The organism is Pseudomonas sp. G5001 (assembly GCF_013385475.1).
GTDB lineage: Bacteria > Pseudomonadota > Gammaproteobacteria > Pseudomonadales > Pseudomonadaceae > Aquipseudomonas.
Map to the genome: position 1 here is coordinate 1 of NZ_JACAPZ010000017.1, position 17,518 is coordinate 17,518.

The window sequence follows — 17,518 nt, forward strand, 5'->3', positions numbered from 1 at the left end:
GAGGGAACGCCGAGCCACGGCGAGGCGCCGACAGGCGGGGCAGAGCCCTTTGCTTACTTTGGGGCTTTTCCAAAGTGAGCCGCTGTAAGAGCGGAACCATAAGCGGTCGTTACCCAAATAACGGATATGTACTCAATCACCCCCCAAACGCATCCCTGAGAAACCCCGGAGCGATATACCGCTGATAATGCGCCTCGGACAAAATAAAAAACTCCCGATCAATCGCATCCCGCAACTCAGGCAACCCCCAATCCCGAAACTCCGGCATCAACACCATCCCGTAAGCCTCAAGATTACTGATCACCCGAGCCCCCCGAGCAATCAACTGATACGCCCAGCAGTACTCCGACTGATGCGGCACAAACCGAATCTTGCGCTGCTCCAGCTGCCCCCGCAGCATTTTAGGGTCAAACACCTCAAGCTTCCCGGCCATCACCTGCACCAACAACTGCTCCAGCCGCAGCCAAACCGCACGTTTTTCTTCCTCGTTATACCCGTTCCACTGAATCACCTCATGGTGAAACCGCTTGCACCCCCGGCACACAAGATCGCCGTAAACCGTGGAGCACAGGCCAACGCAGGGGGTCTTGATGGTTTGGTTAGACATGGTCGACAACGCACAAATCAGCGAAACAGTTGCACATGTTAGCCCTTTGTCTAAGGTTGATCACCCTGCAAACTTGGCGCGGCAACTTACGTTTAGAATTTTTTTGCCGTAGAATCATCCGGCCTTGTAAGGCGCCAATAATCCGTTGGAAGCTGTTTTCAAAGCGTCACGAGCACAGTCGTTCCTAAAGAACGGTGTTGGCGATGGTTATTTACACGGTAAATAGCCAGCGCCAACCCTCATCAGCTCCGTTCTGCAGGCGTAAAACTTTGAAAGCAGCTTCTGTGAGGATTGCCGGCAGCGCTGGCTCTACGGCCCAAAAAGCCCCTGAGCGCATGCGTGCCGTGCATTTCTGGATGAGCGTCCCGTGGGACCACTGATGAGGGTAATAACTGTGCTTGAAGCCTACCGCAAACATATCGAAGAGCGTGCAGCCCTGGGTATCGTTCCCCAGCCGCTTAACGCCGAACAAACCGCAGGCCTGGTCGAGCTGCTGAAAAATCCCCCGGCTGGCGAAGAAGAATTCCTCGTTGACCTGATCACCAACCGCATTCCACCAGGCGTTGACGAAGCTGCCTACGTCAAGGCCGGTTTCCTGTCCGCCCTGGCCAAGGGCGAAGCCACTTCTCCCCTGATCGACAAGAAGCGCGCTGTTGAACTGCTCGGCACCATGCAAGGCGGCTACAACATCGTGACCCTGGTCGAGCTGCTGGACGACGCCACCCTGGCCCCCGTCGCTGCCGCCCAACTCAAGCACACCCTGCTGATGTTCGATGCTTTCCACGACGTCGCGGAAAAAGCCAGGAACGGCAACGAACACGCCAAAGCCGTGATCCAGTCCTGGGCCGACGGCGAGTGGTTCAAGAACCGCCCGACCCTGGCCGACAAGATCAGCCTGCGCGTGTTCAAGGTCACCGGCGAAACCAACACCGACGACCTGTCCCCTGCCCCGGACGCCTGGTCCCGTCCTGACATCCCGCTGCACGCCCTGGCCATGCTGAAAATGGCCCGTGAAGGCATCGTGCCGGATGAGCAAGGCAAGACCGGCCCGATGAAGCAGATCGAAGAAATGCGCGGCCAGGGCTTCCCGATCGCCTACGTCGGTGACGTGGTCGGTACCGGTTCGTCGCGTAAATCGGCCACCAACTCGGTACTGTGGTTCTTCGGCGACGACGTGCCTTACGTGCCGAACAAGCGCGCTGGCGGCTTCTGCTTCGGCAGCAAGATCGCTCCAATCTTCTACAACACCATGGAAGATGCCGGCGCACTGCCAATCGAGTTCGACGTTACCAACATGAACATGGGCGACGTGATCGACCTGTACCCGCATGCTGGCAAAGTCACCAAGCACAACAGCGATGAAGTCCTGACCACCTTCGAAATGAAGACCCCGGTCCTGTTGGACGAAGTCCGTGCCGGCGGTCGTATCCCGCTGATCATCGGCCGCGGCCTGACCGAGAAGGCTCGCGCCGAGCTGGGTCTGCCACCTTCGACCCTGTTCAAGCTGCCGGAAGCCCCGGCTGAAAGCGACAAGGGCTACACCCTGGCGCAGAAAATGGTCGGCAAGGCCTGCGGCGTGGCTGGCGTTCGTCCAGGCACCTACTGCGAACCGAAGATGACCACCGTCGGCTCCCAGGACACCACCGGTCCCATGACCCGTGACGAACTGAAAGACCTGGCGTGCCTGGGCTTCTCCACCGATCTGGTAATGCAGTCGTTCTGCCATACCGCGGCCTATCCAAAGCCGATCGACGTGACCACCCACCACACCCTGCCTGACTTCATCATGACCCGTGGCGGCGTATCGCTGCGTCCGGGCGACGGCATCATCCACAGCTGGCTGAACCGCATGCTGCTGCCAGACACCGTCGGTACCGGTGGTGACTCCCACACCCGTTTCCCGATGGGCATTTCGTTCCCGGCCGGTTCCGGCCTGGTAGCGTTCGCCGCCGCCACCGGCGTCATGCCGCTGGACATGCCGGAATCGATCCTGGTGCGCTTCAAAGGTGAAATGCAGCCTGGTATCACCCTGCGTGACCTGGTTCACGCCATTCCTTACTACGCGATCCAGGCTGGCCTGCTGACCGTAGAGAAGAAAGGCAAGAAGAACGCTTTCTCCGGCCGCATCCTGGAAATCGAAGGCCTGGACAACCTGAGCATCGAACAAGCCTTCGAGCTGTCCGACGCCTCGGCTGAACGTTCGGCTGCCGGTTGCACCATCAAGCTGTCGAAAGAATCCATCACCGAGTACCTGAACTCCAACATCACCCTGCTGCGCTGGATGATCGGTGAAGGCTACGGCGATGCGCGTACCCTGGAACGTCGTGCCCAAGCGATGGAAGCCTGGGTTGCCAACCCTGAGCTGATGGTTGCCGATGCTGACGCCGAATACGCGGAAATCATCGAGATCGACCTGGCCGACATCAAGGAGCCTGTGCTCTGCGCGCCAAACGATCCGGACGACGCCCGTCTGCTGTCCAGCGTTGCTGGCGAGAAGATCGACGAAGTGTTCATCGGTTCGTGCATGACCAACATCGGTCACTTCCGCGCTGCCGGTAAACTGCTGGATCAGGTCAAGGGTCAGCTGCCAACCCGTCTGTGGCTGTCGCCGCCGACCAAGATGGACGCTCACCAACTGACCGAAGAAGGCTACTACGGCATCTACGGCAAGGCTGGCGCGCGCATGGAAATGCCGGGCTGCTCGCTGTGCATGGGTAACCAGGCACGTGTAGAGCCGAACTCGACCGTTGTGTCGACGTCGACCCGTAACTTCCCGAACCGTCTGGGTGACGGCGCAAACGTCTACCTGGCTTCGGCCGAGCTGGCGTCGGTGGCTTCCATCCTGGGTCGCCTGCCGACCGTCGAGGAGTACATGGAATACGCCGCGAAGATCAACACCATGGCCAGCGACGTGTATCGCTACCTGAGTTTTGACCAGATCGCCGAGTTCCGTGAAATTGCTGCAAGCGCCAACATCCCTGTGGTTCAAGCCTAAGGTTTTGTTGCTGTAAACGAACGCCGCGTATCGTCAGATGCGCGGCGTTTTTTTATGCGCCTCGATTGAGGCCCAGACCTTGTCCTGCGCCTGGGTGCACGGCGTGCCTTCCGGGTGCGCCTGGATCGTGGCGATCACCGCGCGTAACTCTGCCTTGCTCTGGTCCATTCGGGCTTGAAGCTCTTCTATCTGCGCAATCCTGCGCTCAAGCCTCAAGATGATATCGGCGCGTTTCGCCTCGCTCGGCGAATCGTCGGGCATCAGCGCCTTCAACTCCTGCAAGCTGAAACCGGCGCGCTGAGCGCCCTGGATCAATTGCAGCGTCTGCAACGTCTGCATGGGATAACGGCGATAGCCATTACCTTGTCGCTCGACCTGGATCAGCCCCTGGGCTTCGTAAAAACGAATCTTCGAGGCTGCCAAGCCGCTGCGTTCCGCCAGTTCACCAATATTCATCGCCAACCCCATTGACCTTAAAGTGACCTTTAAGCTTAGCCTGAGCGCTCCCAATGTGAGGAGTCAAGCATGTCGCCCTTTGAAGCGTTGCAATTGCCCAACGGCCAGCTCATCAGTAACCGCATCGCCAAGGCGGCGATGGAAGAGAACATGGCGGATGCGAACCAGGCGCCTTCCGAGGCCCTGATGCGCTTGTATCAAGCCTGGGCCGACGGCGAGCCCGGCCTGATCCTGACCGGCAACGTGATGATCGACCGCCACGCCATGACCGGCCCCGGCGGCGTGGTGCTGGAAGACGAACGTCACCTGGACAAGTTTCGCCAATGGGCCGCGATTGGCCGGGCCAAGGGCGCGCAGTTCTGGGTGCAGCTCAACCACCCGGGCCGTCAGACCATGGCCAACCTCGGCCAGCAGGCCCTGGCACCTTCGGCGGTGGCCCTCGATCTCGGCGGCTTTTCGAAGATGTTCGCCCAACCCAAGGCGATGACCGAAGAAGATATCCAGGACGTCATCACGCGCTTCGCCACCAGCGCGCGTCTCGCCGAAAAGGCCGGCTTCAGCGGCGCGCAGATTCACGCGGCCCACGGCTACCTGCTCAGCCAGTTTCTCTCGCCCTTGAGCAACCAGCGCACAGACCGCTGGGGCGGCAGCCTGGAAAACCGTGCGCGGCTGCTGCTGGAGGTGATCAAGGCCGTGCGCGCCGCCGTGAGCGCGGATTTCTGCGTGGCGGTGAAACTCAATTCCGCCGACTTCCAGCGCGGTGGCTTCGACGCCGCCGACGCCCATGCCGTGGTCGAGCTGCTCAACCCGCTGGCCATCGACCTGCTGGAACTGTCCGGCGGCAGCTACGAAGCCCCGGCCATGCAAGGCGAGGCTCGCGATGGGCGCACCCTGGCCCGCGAAGCCTATTTCATCGAAATGGCCAGCGACCTGGCGAAAGGCGCCAACATGCCGGTGATGGTCACCGGCGGCATCCGGCGCTTGCCGATCGTGCAGCAAGTCCTGGACAGCGGCATCGCCATGGCCGGAATCGCCACTGCCCTGACCCTGGAGCCGCACCTGATCAAGCAATGGCGCGCCGGCCGCGATCTCAACCCGCAATTGCCGCCGATCCGCTGGAAGCGCAAACCCCTGGCCAGCCTGGCGAGCATGGCAGTGGTGCGCTATCAGCTTCGCCGCCTGAGCCGTGGCCGCCAGCCGAAACCCGGGGTGACGCCGCTGCTGGCGTTGATAAAAGACCAACTGTTTATCGCCCGCCGCACTCGGCAATATCGCGCTGCGATGACCAATTCTTCACATTGAGCGGGGAGCATTCAGCGCCATGGAACTGTCCTTAACTGATCAGCAGCTTTTTACCCTCACTGACGATTGGAGTTCTTCATGGCGAAAATCACCCTGGCCCAGCAATTGGCGACCACCCTTGAACAGGCGGGCATCAAGCGCATCTGGGGCCTGACCGGCGACAGCCTCAACGGCCTGACCGACTCCCTGCGCACCATGGACAGCATCGAGTGGATGCATGTGCGCCACGAAGAAGTGGCCGCGTTTGCCGCCGGTGCCGAAGCCGCCGCCACCGGCGAGCTGACCGTATGCGCCGGCAGCTGCGGCCCCGGCAACCTGCACTTGATCAATGGCCTGTTCGATTGCCATCGCAACCACGTGCCGGTGCTGGCCATTGCCGCACAGATCCCCTCCTCCGAGATCGGCCTGAACTACTTCCAGGAAACCCATCCCCAGGAACTGTTCAAGGAGTGCAGCCACTTTATCGAGCTGGTGACCAACCCCGAGCAGATGCCTCACGTGCTGCACCGTGCCATGCGCTCGGCGATCCTCAACCGCGGCGTAGCGGTGGTGGTGATTCCGGGGGATGTGTCACTGTTGGAAGTAGAAGATAAATTCAAACCGTGGCCGGCCCTGCTGGCACCGCGCACGTTGCCGGCGGAACAGGACCTGCAACGCCTCACCGACATCCTCGAACACAGCGGCAAAGTCACCCTGCTGTGTGGCAGCGGCTGTGCCGGCGCCCATGATGAGGTGGTGGCCCTGGCCGACGCCCTCGGCGCGCCCGTGGTGCATGCCCTGCGCGGCAAGGAACATGTGGAGTGGGACAACCCGTTCGACGTCGGCATGACCGGCCTGATCGGCTTCAGCTCCGGCTACCACGCCATGCTCAACTGCGACACGCTGATCATGCTCGGCACCGACTTCCCGTATCGCCAGTTCTACCCGACCGACGCGAAGATCATCCAGGTCGACCGCAACCCGCAGGCACTGGGCCGACGTGCCACGCTGGACCTGGGCATTGCAGCTGACGTCAGCGAGACCATCCAGGCGCTGCTGCCGCGCCTGACCCGCAAGACGGACCGCAGCTTCCTCGAAACCTCGCTCAAGCATTATGAAAAAGCCCGCCAAGGGTTGGATGACCTGGCGGAACCGTCAAAGGCCGGCCGGCCAATTCACCCGCAATACGTTGCGCGCCTGCTCAGCGAACTGGCGGACGACGACGCAATCTTCACCGCCGACGTTGGCTCGCCGACAGTCTGGGCGGCGCGTTACTTGAAAATGAACGGCAAGCGCCGGTTGATCGGCTCGTTCAACCATGGCTCGATGGCCAACGCCATGCCCCAGGCCATCGGTGCGCAAGCCGCGTTTCCCGGGCGCCAAGTGATTTCGATGTCCGGCGACGGTGGGTTCACCATGCTGATGGGTGATTTCATCAGCCTGGCGCAGCTGAACCTGCCGGTGAAGCTGGTGGTGTTCAACAACTCTTCTTTGGGCTTCGTCGCCATGGAGATGAAAGCGGCGGGCTACCTGGATACCGGCACCGAGCTGAAAAACCCGGACTTTGCCGCCATGTCCAACGCCATGGGCATCCTCGGTATTCGCGTAGAGCAGTCCGAAGACCTGGAACCGGCCCTGCGCCGCGCCCTGGCCCATGACGGCCCGGTGCTGGTGGACGTAGTCACCGCCACTCAGGAACTGGTGATGCCGCCCAGCATCAAGCTGGAACAGGCCAAGGGCTTCAGCCTGTACATGCTCAAGGCGGTGATGAGCGGGCGTGGTGATGAGGTGATCGAGTTGGCGAAAACCAACTGGCTCAGATAAGTCCCGCCACTGTAGGAGCGAGCTTGCTCGCGAAGATCGTTAACGATGACGCGGGCTATTTGAAAGCTCGCGTCGCCTGGACGTTCTTCGCGAGCAAGCTCGCTCCTACAGGTTACTTATGCGCTTTGCTTTTCCACCCACTTGCCGTAGGCATCAATAAACGCCTGCAAAAACGGCTTGGTCTTTTCCGAGACCTTGCCCGACTCATCGAACACGCTGCCCGCACCGCCCAGATAGGCTTCCGGCTGCTGCATGCACGGCACATCGAGGAACACAAGCGACTGGCGCAAATGGTGATTGGCCCCAAAACCGCCGATGGCGCCGGGAGACACACTGATCACCGCACCCGGCTTGCCGCTGAAGACACTCTGGCCATAAGGACGTGAACCAACGTCAATCGCATTCTTCAATACACCCGGCACGGAGCGGTTGTATTCGGGGGTCACAAACAGCACCGCGTCGGATGAACGCACGTGTTGACGGAAAGTACTGTAGGCTGCCGGCGGTGCAGCACCGTCGATGTCCTCGTTGTAGAGCGGCAAATCGCCAATTTCGACAATGTTCAACTTGAGGTTGGCGGGCGCCAACTCGGCCAGTGCCAGGGCGACCTTGCGGTTGATCGACGCTTTTCTCAAGCTGCCGACCAGTACGGCAATCGTGTAGACCTTGCTCATTGGGGTTTCCCGATTTCTGACTTAAGGAGTTTGTAGTTATAGAGCCTGCGCGACGCTATCACCAGCGCGTTTTTGCAATCCCCAGGGACGTTTACACCGCAGATGGATTTGTAAGTAATGTCTGAAAAAGTCAACGAATAGTATTTTTTTTCAATAGGTAAACTACCCCGCTCTCCTACGGTCTACAGAACCGCAAATCGAGTGTTTATCTCCAGAGGTTCTAAACAGATGGCAGCAGTACTTGTCGGACAGTTCCATGCCAGAGACGCGGAAGGTCGCGTTTATTCGGTGCATGAGTTCCAGGAATCCAACCCGCCCCTCGACGGCCTGGCTGGCTCGGCGCCCACCACCACCTACAAGCTGGCCATTGGCGACCGCGTAGAAAAACTGGATGGCGATGAGTTCAGGCTGATTCAGTCGGGCACTATCATCACCCGCGAATCCGCCACGATCCACGCTTCATAAAACGTTATTCCCCATAGGCGATATCAACATTATCGCCGACGCCTCCCAGTGTCCGGTCCTTGCCGAACGAGAACAGATCAAAGTTGGTTTTGGCCTGGCTGGGAGGATAGTGGTACTGATAGGCCACGCCCCATGGGTCCGTCAGCATGTCCTGATCCTTGAGATAGGGGCCCCGCCACTTCCCTTCTCCCGCTGGCTGAACCGTCAACACCGCCAGACCCTCGTCGTCGGTAGGATAACGCCCTACATCCTGATGAAACTGCACGACCGCCTTGCCCAGCTCTTTCAACTGGACCTTGGCCGTGGCGATTTCCGATTGGGTCACGTCGCCGAAGATCCGCGGCCCCACCGCAATCGCCAACACGCCGACAATCAGCACCACCACCAGCAGGTCCCAAAACGAAAACCCGCGCGTGTCTGTTTTACCGAGCATCGATAAGGCTCCCCCGTGGATCCTCTGGTTGATACGCCCTTTGTATGACCTGCTGGTTGCAGGCGCCAAGGGACTTGATCGTGCAAGTCTAGTTGGGGCGCTGCCGTGGCGGGTCTTTTTTCCACGCCCGGGCCTGAGCCATTGAATCCACGTCGCGCTGAACATAGACTCCGGCCATGCGTTTACGTCATATCGAAGTCATTCAAGCGATTTTACAGACCGGACACCTCGGCACCGCCGCCGAATGGTTGCAACTGCCCGTGGCCGATGTGGACGCAACCCTCAAGGATGCCGAACTGCAGTTGGGCTTCATGCTGTTCGCCAGCGTGCGCGGACGCTTGCAGGCCACCCGGGAAACCCTTGAGCTGCAGGCCGAAATCGCCCACCTCTATGCAGCCCTTGAGCCGGTGCAACGCCTGGCCAGCAGCCTTAAGCACCATCATGCCCCGCCCTTGCGCGCACTGTGCACCCCGCCGCTGGCCAATCAACTGCTGCCCCAGGCGATCGCCGTGCTGCGCCGACGTTTCCAAGACACGCCGTGCAACCTCTCCAGCCATTCCACCCGGGACATCGTCAAAAGCCTGCTGCTGCACGAAGCCGACCTCGGCCTGAGCCTGCACGACCCGGAACACCCGCAAATCCACAGCCAACCACTGGCCCACGGCAAGCTGCAATTGCTCGCGCCCCATGGCTGGCTGAAGCCTCGGCAGAAGTACATTGCGCTACAGGAACTGGCCGGGCAGTCGATGATCGGCCTTGAAGGCCAGGACCCGCTGAGTCGCCTGCTGGACAGCAAGCTGCAAGCCCTGCGCCCGCTGCCGGTGGTGCAAACGCGGGTGCAGACGTACCAGATGATGCGCAGCATGGTAGAAGCCGGGGAAGGCCTGGCGATTGTCGACCCGTTCACCGCCAGCGGAGCACGGGAAGCCGGGCTGGATGCGTGCCCATTGTCACCGCCGATTGTGGTGACCTTGTATGCGTTGACCCTGAAGGGCAGCGAGCCATCGCCCGCCTTGAATGCGCTGCTGGAGATTGTCACCGAGAAGGCTGAAAGCCTGCTGACAAGCACATTGCCGTGAATGTGGGAGCTGTCGGGCCTTGGCGAGACTGCGAAGGCGGCGGCACAGTCGATAAAGACGTTGCCTGACACACCGCCATCGCGGCCTCGCTGGGGCTCGACGGCTCCCACAGGGGGTCGGGGGAAGTCTGGCAGTTGAGTGCTCGGTCGCAAGTACTTGGGTTGCGCAAATCGAATGTGGGAGCTGTCGAGCTTCAGCGAGGCTGCGAAGGCGGCGGCACAGTCGATAAAGAGGTTGCCTGACACACCGCCATCGCGGCCTCGCTGGGGCTCGACGACTCCCACAGGGGATCGGGGGAAGTCTGGGAGTTGTGTGCTCGGTCGCAAGTACTTGGGTTGCGCAAATCGAATGTAGGAGCTGTCGAGCTTCAGCGAGGCTGCGAAGACGGCGGCACAGTCGATAAAGAGGTTGCCTGACCTACCGCTATCGCGGCCTCGCTGGGGCTCGACGGCTCCCACAGTCGATCGGTGCAGCTCAGACTGCTTCCAATTCTGTCTTGAACAACCGATACCAGAAAATCGCCACTTCGCGCGTCTGCGGATCAATCCCGCGATAGCGCAGGTGGTCGATCCCGCCCATCACATACCCGCAGCGCTCATACAGCCGGCAGGCACCAAGGTTGTTGTTCTGGGTCTCCAGCATCATCCCCGGCAGGTTCTTCTTGCGGCTCCAGAACTGCGCCACGTCCAGCAACGCCTTGGCCACCCCGTGGCGCCGCGCGGGCAAGACCACCGCCAGTTCATCCACGTGGGCAAAGCCGTTCCAGTTGGTGCTGACCACGATATGCCCCACGGGCCGGTCATCGAGGTAGGCCATGAACACCGCACTGTCGGCCGCGTCACGGAAGCTGGCGAACTCCTCGGGGTCGATGCCGTAGCATTTGCGGTACGGCACGATACGCTCCACCGCCCACTGGTCGACGCGCTTGCCCATTTCCGGCTTGCCGTAGGCGTTGACTTCAAAGCTGAAGTCGTTCCCCCACACGTAGGCGTCAAATCCTTCGTCAGCCACCCGGACACTGAGGCCCGGGTACTTCGGGTTCATTACAGCTTGCATAAACATCCTTAACCCTTGATGCAGTCGACGGTGTAACAACGACCATTGCCGTCATCTTCGTGTTGCAGTCCATGAACATCGGCAACAAAGCCGGGGAAACTGCTATCGAACGTCCTGGCAAACGCCAGGTAATCAATGATCGAGCGAGTCGATTCGGTAAAGCGCTCACCCGGCATGATCAACGGAATGCCCGGCGGGTAAGGCACCAGCATGACCGCTGCGACCCGACCTGGCAAAGCGTCGATGGACACCGCCTCGACTTCGCCCTTGACCAACAGGTCGTAGGCGTCGGCCGGTTTCATCGCGATTTCCGGCAGTACCGTGTACATCCGCTTCAGGTGCTTGGCCGTGGCGTTGCTGCGGTAACAGCTGTGCAACTGGTCGCACAGATCCTTTAAACCCAATCCCTGATACCGCGCCGGGCCCTGCTGAAACACCGATGGCAAACAGACAGCAAGGCTCACGTTGGCGTCATAACTGCGCTTGAATTCCAGCAGTTCGGTGAGCAGGGTACTCCACTTGCCTTTGGTGATGCCCATGGAAAACAGCACGAGGAACGAATACAGCCCGGTCTTTTCCACCACCAGCCCACGTTCCCAGAGGAATTTACTGACCACCGCAGCGGGAATTCCGCACTCGCTCAAAGCCCCGCCGGCATTCAGGCCAGGCATCACCAGGGTGACTTTTATCGGGTCCAGCAGCACGTAGTCTTCGGCGATATCGCCAAAGCCATGCCAGTCGGCCTGGGGTTGCAGCAACCAGTCCGCCGTCACCACCCGGTCAATGCCCGCCACCAGCGGCGGCTGCCAGATGGAAAACCACCAGTCTTCAGCGGCGATATGCTGGCGCAGGTTGGCCAGGGCGCGACGAAAGCTCAGGGCCTCGTCAAACATCTCTTGCAGCAACGACCGCCCCGCCGGCCCTTCCATCATTGCGGACGCCACATCCAGGGAGGCGATGATGCTGTACTGCGGCGAGGTGGAAATATGCATCATGAACGCTTCGTTGAAGCGGTCGCGGTCCAGCTTGCGCACGCCGCCATCCTGCACATGGATCATCGACGCCTGGCTGAACGCCGCCAGCAGCTTGTGCGTGGAGTGCGTGGTGAACACCAGCGGGCTGTCGGCCGTGCGCGAAGTGCCCATGCCATAGCGCCCGGCGAAGAACTCATGAAACGCCGCGTAGGCATACCACGCCTCGTCAAAGTGCAGCACCTCGACACTGTTGCCCAGTTGCTGCTTGATCAGTTCGGCGTTGTAGCACAGGCCGTCATAGGTGGAGTTGGTGACCACCGCCAGCTTGACCCTGGCCGGTCGGCCTCGGGTCAGCGGGCTGGCGTCGATCTTGGCGCGGATCGACTCGGGGCTGAACTCGCTCAGGGGAATCGGCCCGATGATCCCCAGTTCATTGCGCTCCGGGCACAGGTACAGCGGGATGGCGCCGGTCATGATGATCGAATGCAACACCGACTTGTGACAGTTGCGGTCCACCAGCACCAGGTCATCCCGGCCCACCATCGAGTGCCAGACGATCTTGTTGGCGGTGGAGGTGCCATTGATCACGAAGTAGGTGTGATCGGCGCCGAAGTTGCGCGCTGCCCGGGCCTCGGCTTCGGCCAACGGGCCGGTGTGGTCCAGCAGCGAGCCGAGCTCCGGCACCGACACCGACAAGTCCGAACGCAGGGTATTTTCCCCGAAGAACTGATGAAACGCCTGCCCCACCGGGCTCTTGCGATAGGCCACGCCGCCGCCGTGACCGGGGGTGTGCCAGGAATAATTGGAATCCGCCGTGTGCTGCACCAAGGCCTTGAAGAATGGCGGCAACAGGCCATCCAGGTAGGCGCGGGCCGCACGGGCCACTTGCCGGGCAAGAAACGGCACGGTGTCTTCAAACAGATAAAGAATGCCCCGCAACTGGTTCAGCTCGCTCATGGCATCGGCCGGGGCGTTTTCCAGGGTGACCTGCTCACCGAGGGCGAAGATCGGCAGGTTTGGCGCCCGCACCCGCGCCAGGCGGATCAGCTCCACCATGTTTTGCATCAGATGGGTATTTTCCCCGGCTCCCTCGGCGGCAATCAGCATGCAGGCCAGGCCGTGATGGGTCGAAGCCACCAGGCGACCCTCGGCGTAGTCCACCGCCGAAAAGATACTGAAGCCCTCCTGCTCAAGCTCCCGGGCGATGCCCCGGACGCGGTCGCCGGCAACGGTGTCGGCCTTGATGTCGCGGTGTACGATCAGAACCGGGAACTTCAGGTCTTTGTACATGAGCGCTTGGCGTCCTGAGGGCTATGCCTTCAGGGTAGAAGCTCGGGGCCGATGTGGCGAATGAAGATGTTCAACCGGTGTTCATAAAGCGCCGTCGATGACCTCGCGCAACACCAGCGCCGCTTGCACCGCTTGCTGGCGAGTCGCCAGGTTGGTGAAGCCCATCAACAGGCCTTGCTGACCGCCGGGCTCGATGCTCCAGCCCGACACGGCCTGTATCCCCAGCCCGGCACGTGCGGCGGCCGCAGCGACGGCCTGATCGCAGACGTCCACCCGCAGCCGCGCCAGCAGGTTGATCCCGCCGGACTGCTCATCCACCTGCAAAAGCGCCCCGCAATGACTGGCCAGTGCCTCCACCAGAAAGCCGCGCCGCGCGGTGTAGAGCTGGCGCATTTTTTTCAGGTGACGGGTGAAATGGCCCTGGTCGAGAAAGTCCGCCGTGGTGGCTTGCAGCAATTCGGCGCTGCGGTTTTGCAGCACGCCGGCGCTGGCCTCAAAGGCCGGGAGCAGCGCCCGAGGCACCACCAGATAACCCAGGCGCAGCCCCGGGAAGAGCATCTTGCTGAAACTGCCGGAGTAGATCACCCGATCGGCCGTGTCCTGGCTCTTGAGCGCGGCCAGGGGCTGGCCCTTGTAGCGAAACTCACTGTCGTAGTCGTCTTCCACCACCCAGCCGCCGTGGGCCTGTGCCCAATCGAGCAAGCGATGGCGCCGCGCAGTACCGAGGGCGACCCCCAGCGGGCTCTGGTGGGCCGGGGTGACAATCGCCAGCCGGGCGCCGGGCGCACGCCGTACGCCCTCCTCCACATCAAGCCCGTCGTGGTCCACCGGCACCGGGACCAACTGCACCCCCAGGTGCAGCAGCAGTTGCCGCGCATGCAGGTAGCCCGGGTCTTCGAACCAGCATGGCTGGCCGGCCATCTGCAGCGCATCACACACCAGCGCGAGGCACGCCGAGTAACCGGCACACACGAACACCTGCTCCGGCGAACACTCCACGCCCCGGTACAGCGCCAGGTATTGCGCGATCGCCACACGCAGCGAGCGGGCGCCACGCACATCGCCCATGGTCAGGCTGTTCACATCGGCTCGGCGCACTTGCCGGGTGACCAGCCGCGCCCACAGCTTGCGCGGAAAGCTGTCGAGCGCCGGCAAGCCCAACTGCAACAGGCGCGGGGCCGACGCCGGCGCCACAGGTTCGGGTTCAACCGGCAACGACTTGATCGAGCGCTGCGGCAACGCCTCGGCCACCACTGTTCCCGCCTGGCCCCGCGCCAGGAAGAACCCTTCGCTCACCAGCAACTGGTAGGCCGTCTCCACCGTGCCCCGGGCCACCTTCAGTTCCTGGGCCAGGCTGCGCACCGACGGCACCCGCTCACCGGGGCGCAGTTGGCCCTGGTCGATGGCCTGGCGAAAGCGCCGGTAGATCTCCTGGTATTTGGGCAGTGACGACATCGTTATCCGGCTCACAGTGAATCAGCCCTGAAGTCTGATCTTGTCCCAACCCGCTTGTCCATTCTTGGCCCTATTGAGCCGGCGACCCGGCCGCCACACTGACGGCATCACTTCACGAAACAAGGAGCACCCCATGCAACACCGTCTCGACTACGCCCTGGCGGCGCCCGTCGGCTACAAGGCCCTTGGCTCGGTGCACAGCTACATCCACGGCTGCGACCTGGAGAAGGAATTGATTGACCTGGTGTACCTGCGGGTCTCGCAACTCAACGGCTGCGCCTACTGCCTGGACTCACATTCACGCGACCTGCTCAAACAGGGCGTGAGCCTGGAAAAGCTGATGCTGCTGGCCGCCTGGCGCGAAGCGTTGCCGTTGTTCAGCCCGCGTGAACGCGCCGCGTTAGCTTGGGCCGAGTCGGTCACCCAGGTCGCACAAACCGAGGTGCCGGACGAACACTATGCCGAGGCCAAGGCCCTCTTCGATGACAAGGAAATTGCCGACCTGACCCTGGCTATCGCCCTGATGAACGCCCTGAACCGCGTCGCCATCAGCTTTCGCAAAGTCCCTGCCGCCGTAAAAGCGCACATGGAGCACGGCAACCATGAATGACGCTGTTGAGTTTGTGCACATCGAAAGCGACGCCGACTGCCTGGCCTGCTTTGCCGTCATGCAGCAACTGCGGCCAAAGCTCGAAGACCCGCACGCCTTCGTCCAGCAGATCCAGCGCCAGCGCGAAACCGGCTACCGCCTGCTGGCCGCCCGGGAAAACGGCCAGGTGCTGGGCCTGGCCGGTTATCGCCTGACGGAAAACCTGCTGTATGGGCGCTTTATCTACGTCGATGACCTGGTGGTGGACGCCTCCCTGCAACGCCGACGCCTGGGTGCGCGCCTGCTGGACGAGGTACGCCAGCACACCCGCCGCCTGGGCTATCGCTACCTGGTGCTGGACACCGGCATGCACATGGCCCTGGCCCAACGCTTCTATTTTCGCCAGGGCCTGCTGCCACTGGGGATGCACTTTTCACAGGACCTCGGCCAATGACCCGCGCCCTGCTACTGAGCTTCAGCCCCCACGGCAAGGCCGCCCAGACCTTCCGCCTGGCCCGCGCCCTGCTCCGCGAACAGGCACCCGAGGCCGAAGTGGTCGAACGAGACTACGGCGGCCAGGCCCTGCCGGCGCTGACCCGGGAATACGCCAACGCCCTGACCACGCCCGGCGGCCTGAGCGGCCCGGCAACCGAGCGCTCCGAGCAACTGATTGTCGAGCTGGAAGCCTGTGACCTGTTGATCATCTGCACCCCCGTGCACAATTTCACGGTGCCGGCGGCCCTCAAGTGCTGGATCGACCATGTGGTGCGCATCCACCGCAGTTTCACGGTGAATCCGCAGTTTGAGAAAGTCGGCTTGCTCAAGGACCGGCGCACCTTTGTACTGGTCAGCTCCGGCAGTTCGCGAAAAAACCGCGAGCCCGACTTCCTCACGCCCTACCTGCAGGCGATCCTTGGAACCGTGGGCATTCACGCGGTGGATTTCGTCTATCTGGGGGCCATGGTGCGTGGCGAAGCCGCCGTGCAGCGCAGCCTGGAACAGGCCCACACGCAGTTGGCCGAGGCATTTGACCGGCAAGCGGGCGCCCGGGCGGCAATCAGCGCTGGCGCGTAAAATTAATGGCGCTAGAATCAGCGCCATTTCTACGCCCGCCTCCCTGATACGAGCCACCCATGAGCTTTGATTTCGACACGATCCACTCCCGCCTCGGCACCGGCAGCACCAAGTGGAGTCGTTACCCGCAAGACGTTCTGCCGATGTGGATTGCCGACATGGACATCGCTGCCCCACCGGCCGTGCTTCAAGCGTTGCACGAGCGACTGGGTCAGCAGATCCTCGGCTACAGCGTGGCCTGCGATGGCGTGCGCGAGGCGATCGTCGCCGACCTGTGGGCCAAGTACGCCTGGCGCGTACAGCCGGATGAGTTGCTGTTCCTGCCGGGGGTCGAGCCTGGTTTCAACATGGCGCTGCACGCATTTGTGCAGCCCGGCCAACCGGTGGTGTTGCAAACCCCCAACTATCGCCCGATCCGCCTGGCGCCCGGCCACTGGAACCTGCCGAAGATCGAAGTGCCATTTGAGCTGAGCGCCGAAGGCGAGTACCTCACGCCGTTGCCGGCAATGCGTGAAGCCCTCACCGGCGCCGGGGCGCTGCTGTTGAGCAACCCGCACAACCCGATGGGCAAGGTCTTCCCCCGTGAGGAACTGCTGGCCGTGGCCAGCGCCTGCCTGGACCAGGGTGCGCTGATCGTCTCCGATGAAATCCACGCCGAGCTGTGCTTTGACGGCCGCCGGCATATTCCCACCGCCAGCCTCAGCCCCGAGATTGCCCAGCGCACCATCACCCTGATGTCGGCGAGCAAGGCGTATAACGTCGCCGGGTTGAAGACCTGCTTCGCGGTGATCCAGAATCCCGAGATCCGCGAGCGCTTCAACCAAGCCCGCTGCGGCATGGTCGACAGCGTCAGCCCCCTGGGCCTGGAAGCCACGCGTGCGGCCTACAGCGACTGCGGCGACTGGCTGCAGGCGCTGGTGGCCTACCTGCAAGCCAACCGCGATTACCTGCTGAACGCCGTGCAAACCCGCCTGCCCGGCGTGGTCATGCATGCGCCTCAAGGCACCTACCTGGCCTGGCTGGATTGCAGCGCCCTGGGCCTGGACGACCCGCAACGGTTCTTCCTCGAACAGGCCAGGGTCGGCTTGAGCGCCGGGATTGAATTCGGCGATGACAGCCAGCAATTCGTGCGCCTGAACTTCGGCTGCCCACGGGCCATGCTGGAAGAAGGCATCGCCCGCCTGGAACGTAGCCTGCGTCACCGTTAAGGCGCAATTCACAACTTTTCGCAACGACCGCCGAACCCCTGCTGTTACTGTTTTTGCC

16 protein-coding genes are annotated in these 17,518 nt (G+C 61.9%); 9 read left to right on the plus strand and 7 right to left on the minus strand.

The features are described from left to right. Nucleotides 1-136: 136 nt before the first annotated feature. Nucleotides 137-607, minus strand: coding sequence for a DUF1289 domain-containing protein (locus HX805_RS14890; RefSeq protein WP_093197112.1), 471 nt, complete (start codon nt 605-607; stop codon nt 137-139). Nucleotides 608-1,001: 394 nt separating this feature from the next. Between HX805_RS14890 and acnB the strand changes: the two genes are divergently transcribed. Beyond that, nucleotides 1,002-3,602, plus strand: coding sequence for a bifunctional aconitate hydratase 2/2-methylisocitrate dehydratase (gene acnB / locus HX805_RS14895; RefSeq protein WP_003209239.1), 2,601 nt, complete (start codon nt 1,002-1,004; stop codon nt 3,600-3,602). Between the two features lie 33 nt (nt 3,603-3,635). Here acnB and HX805_RS14900 read toward each other — a convergent pair whose 3' ends face one another. Beyond that, nucleotides 3,636-4,058, minus strand: a complete 423-nt coding sequence (locus HX805_RS14900) for a MerR family transcriptional regulator (protein ID WP_087693749.1) — start codon at nt 4,056-4,058, stop codon at nt 3,636-3,638. Nucleotides 4,059-4,127: 69 nt separating this feature from the next. Here HX805_RS14900 and HX805_RS14905 point away from each other — a divergent pair, with 69 nt between their 5' ends. Together HX805_RS14905 and poxB are read left to right on the plus strand one after the other, a co-directional pair. Then, the gene (locus HX805_RS14905; protein ID WP_177116989.1) at nt 4,128-5,360 is read left to right on the plus strand and encodes an NADH:flavin oxidoreductase/NADH oxidase family protein; all 1,233 of its coding nucleotides are present in this window, start codon (nt 4,128-4,130) and stop codon (nt 5,358-5,360) included. 78 nt (nt 5,361-5,438) lie between these two features. Further along, a complete protein-coding gene (gene poxB, locus HX805_RS14910; protein ID WP_008431335.1) occupies nt 5,439-7,163 on the plus strand; it encodes a ubiquinone-dependent pyruvate dehydrogenase in 1,725 nt (574 codons plus the stop codon). Nucleotides 7,164-7,279: 116 nt separating this feature from the next. On the opposite strand, the gene HX805_RS14915 is transcribed toward poxB, so the two are convergent. Beyond that, nucleotides 7,280-7,837, minus strand: coding sequence for an NADPH-dependent FMN reductase (locus HX805_RS14915; protein WP_177116990.1), 558 nt, complete (start codon nt 7,835-7,837; stop codon nt 7,280-7,282). Nucleotides 7,838-8,065: 228 nt separating this feature from the next. On the opposite strand from HX805_RS14915, the gene HX805_RS14920 reads away from it, so the two are divergent. Next, on the plus strand, nt 8,066-8,302 hold the full coding sequence (locus HX805_RS14920) for a hypothetical protein (RefSeq protein WP_003209248.1): 237 nt from the start codon (nt 8,066-8,068) through the stop codon (nt 8,300-8,302). 4 nt (nt 8,303-8,306) lie between these two features. On the opposite strand, the gene gspG is transcribed toward HX805_RS14920, so the two are convergent. Continuing rightward, nucleotides 8,307-8,735 carry a type II secretion system major pseudopilin GspG gene (gene gspG, locus HX805_RS14925; protein ID WP_177116991.1) on the minus strand — a complete coding sequence of 143 codons (429 nt, stop codon included), beginning with the start codon at nt 8,733-8,735 and terminating at the stop codon, nt 8,307-8,309. A 176-nt stretch (nt 8,736-8,911) separates the two neighbouring features. Here gspG and HX805_RS14930 point away from each other — a divergent pair, with 176 nt between their 5' ends. Beyond that, nucleotides 8,912-9,814, plus strand: coding sequence for a LysR substrate-binding domain-containing protein (locus HX805_RS14930; RefSeq protein ID WP_003209251.1), 903 nt, complete (start codon nt 8,912-8,914; stop codon nt 9,812-9,814). 474 nt (nt 9,815-10,288) lie between these two features. On the opposite strand, the gene HX805_RS14935 is transcribed toward HX805_RS14930, so the two are convergent. The 3 genes from HX805_RS14935 to HX805_RS14945 all read right to left on the minus strand — a co-directional run bounded on the left by HX805_RS14935 (nt 10,289) and on the right by HX805_RS14945 (nt 14,589). Continuing rightward, nucleotides 10,289-10,858 (minus strand): GNAT family N-acetyltransferase, encoded by a 570-nt coding sequence (locus HX805_RS14935; RefSeq protein WP_003217028.1) that lies wholly within the window; start codon nt 10,856-10,858, stop codon nt 10,289-10,291. Nucleotides 10,859-10,878: 20 nt separating this feature from the next. Beyond that, complete coding sequence (locus HX805_RS14940) at nt 10,879-13,134, minus strand: arginine/lysine/ornithine decarboxylase (protein WP_177116992.1); 2,256 nt, start codon at nt 13,132-13,134, stop codon at nt 10,879-10,881. Nucleotides 13,135-13,215: 81 nt separating this feature from the next. Next, complete coding sequence (locus HX805_RS14945; protein ID WP_177116993.1) at nt 13,216-14,589, minus strand: PLP-dependent aminotransferase family protein; 1,374 nt, start codon at nt 14,587-14,589, stop codon at nt 13,216-13,218. Between the two features lie 133 nt (nt 14,590-14,722). Here HX805_RS14945 and HX805_RS14950 point away from each other — a divergent pair, with 133 nt between their 5' ends. Genes HX805_RS14950 through HX805_RS14965 form a run of 4 tightly spaced genes read left to right on the plus strand, consistent with a single transcriptional unit; the run spans nt 14,723 to nt 17,460 of the window. Further along, nucleotides 14,723-15,199, plus strand: coding sequence for a carboxymuconolactone decarboxylase family protein (locus HX805_RS14950; protein ID WP_177021461.1), 477 nt, complete (start codon nt 14,723-14,725; stop codon nt 15,197-15,199). Beyond that, nucleotides 15,192-15,632: a GNAT family N-acetyltransferase gene (locus tag HX805_RS14955; protein WP_177044556.1), complete on the plus strand. Its 441-nt coding sequence runs from the start codon at nt 15,192-15,194 to the stop codon at nt 15,630-15,632. The genes HX805_RS14950 and HX805_RS14955 overlap by 8 nt, the downstream gene beginning before the upstream one ends. Then, a complete protein-coding gene (locus tag HX805_RS14960) occupies nt 15,629-16,252 on the plus strand; it encodes an FMN-dependent NADH-azoreductase (RefSeq protein ID WP_177027880.1) in 624 nt (207 codons plus the stop codon). The genes HX805_RS14955 and HX805_RS14960 overlap by 4 nt, the downstream gene beginning before the upstream one ends. 59 nt (nt 16,253-16,311) lie before the next feature. After that, a complete protein-coding gene (locus tag HX805_RS14965; RefSeq protein WP_087693843.1) occupies nt 16,312-17,460 on the plus strand; it encodes a MalY/PatB family protein in 1,149 nt (382 codons plus the stop codon). The last annotated feature ends 58 nt before the right edge of the window (nt 17,461-17,518 follow it).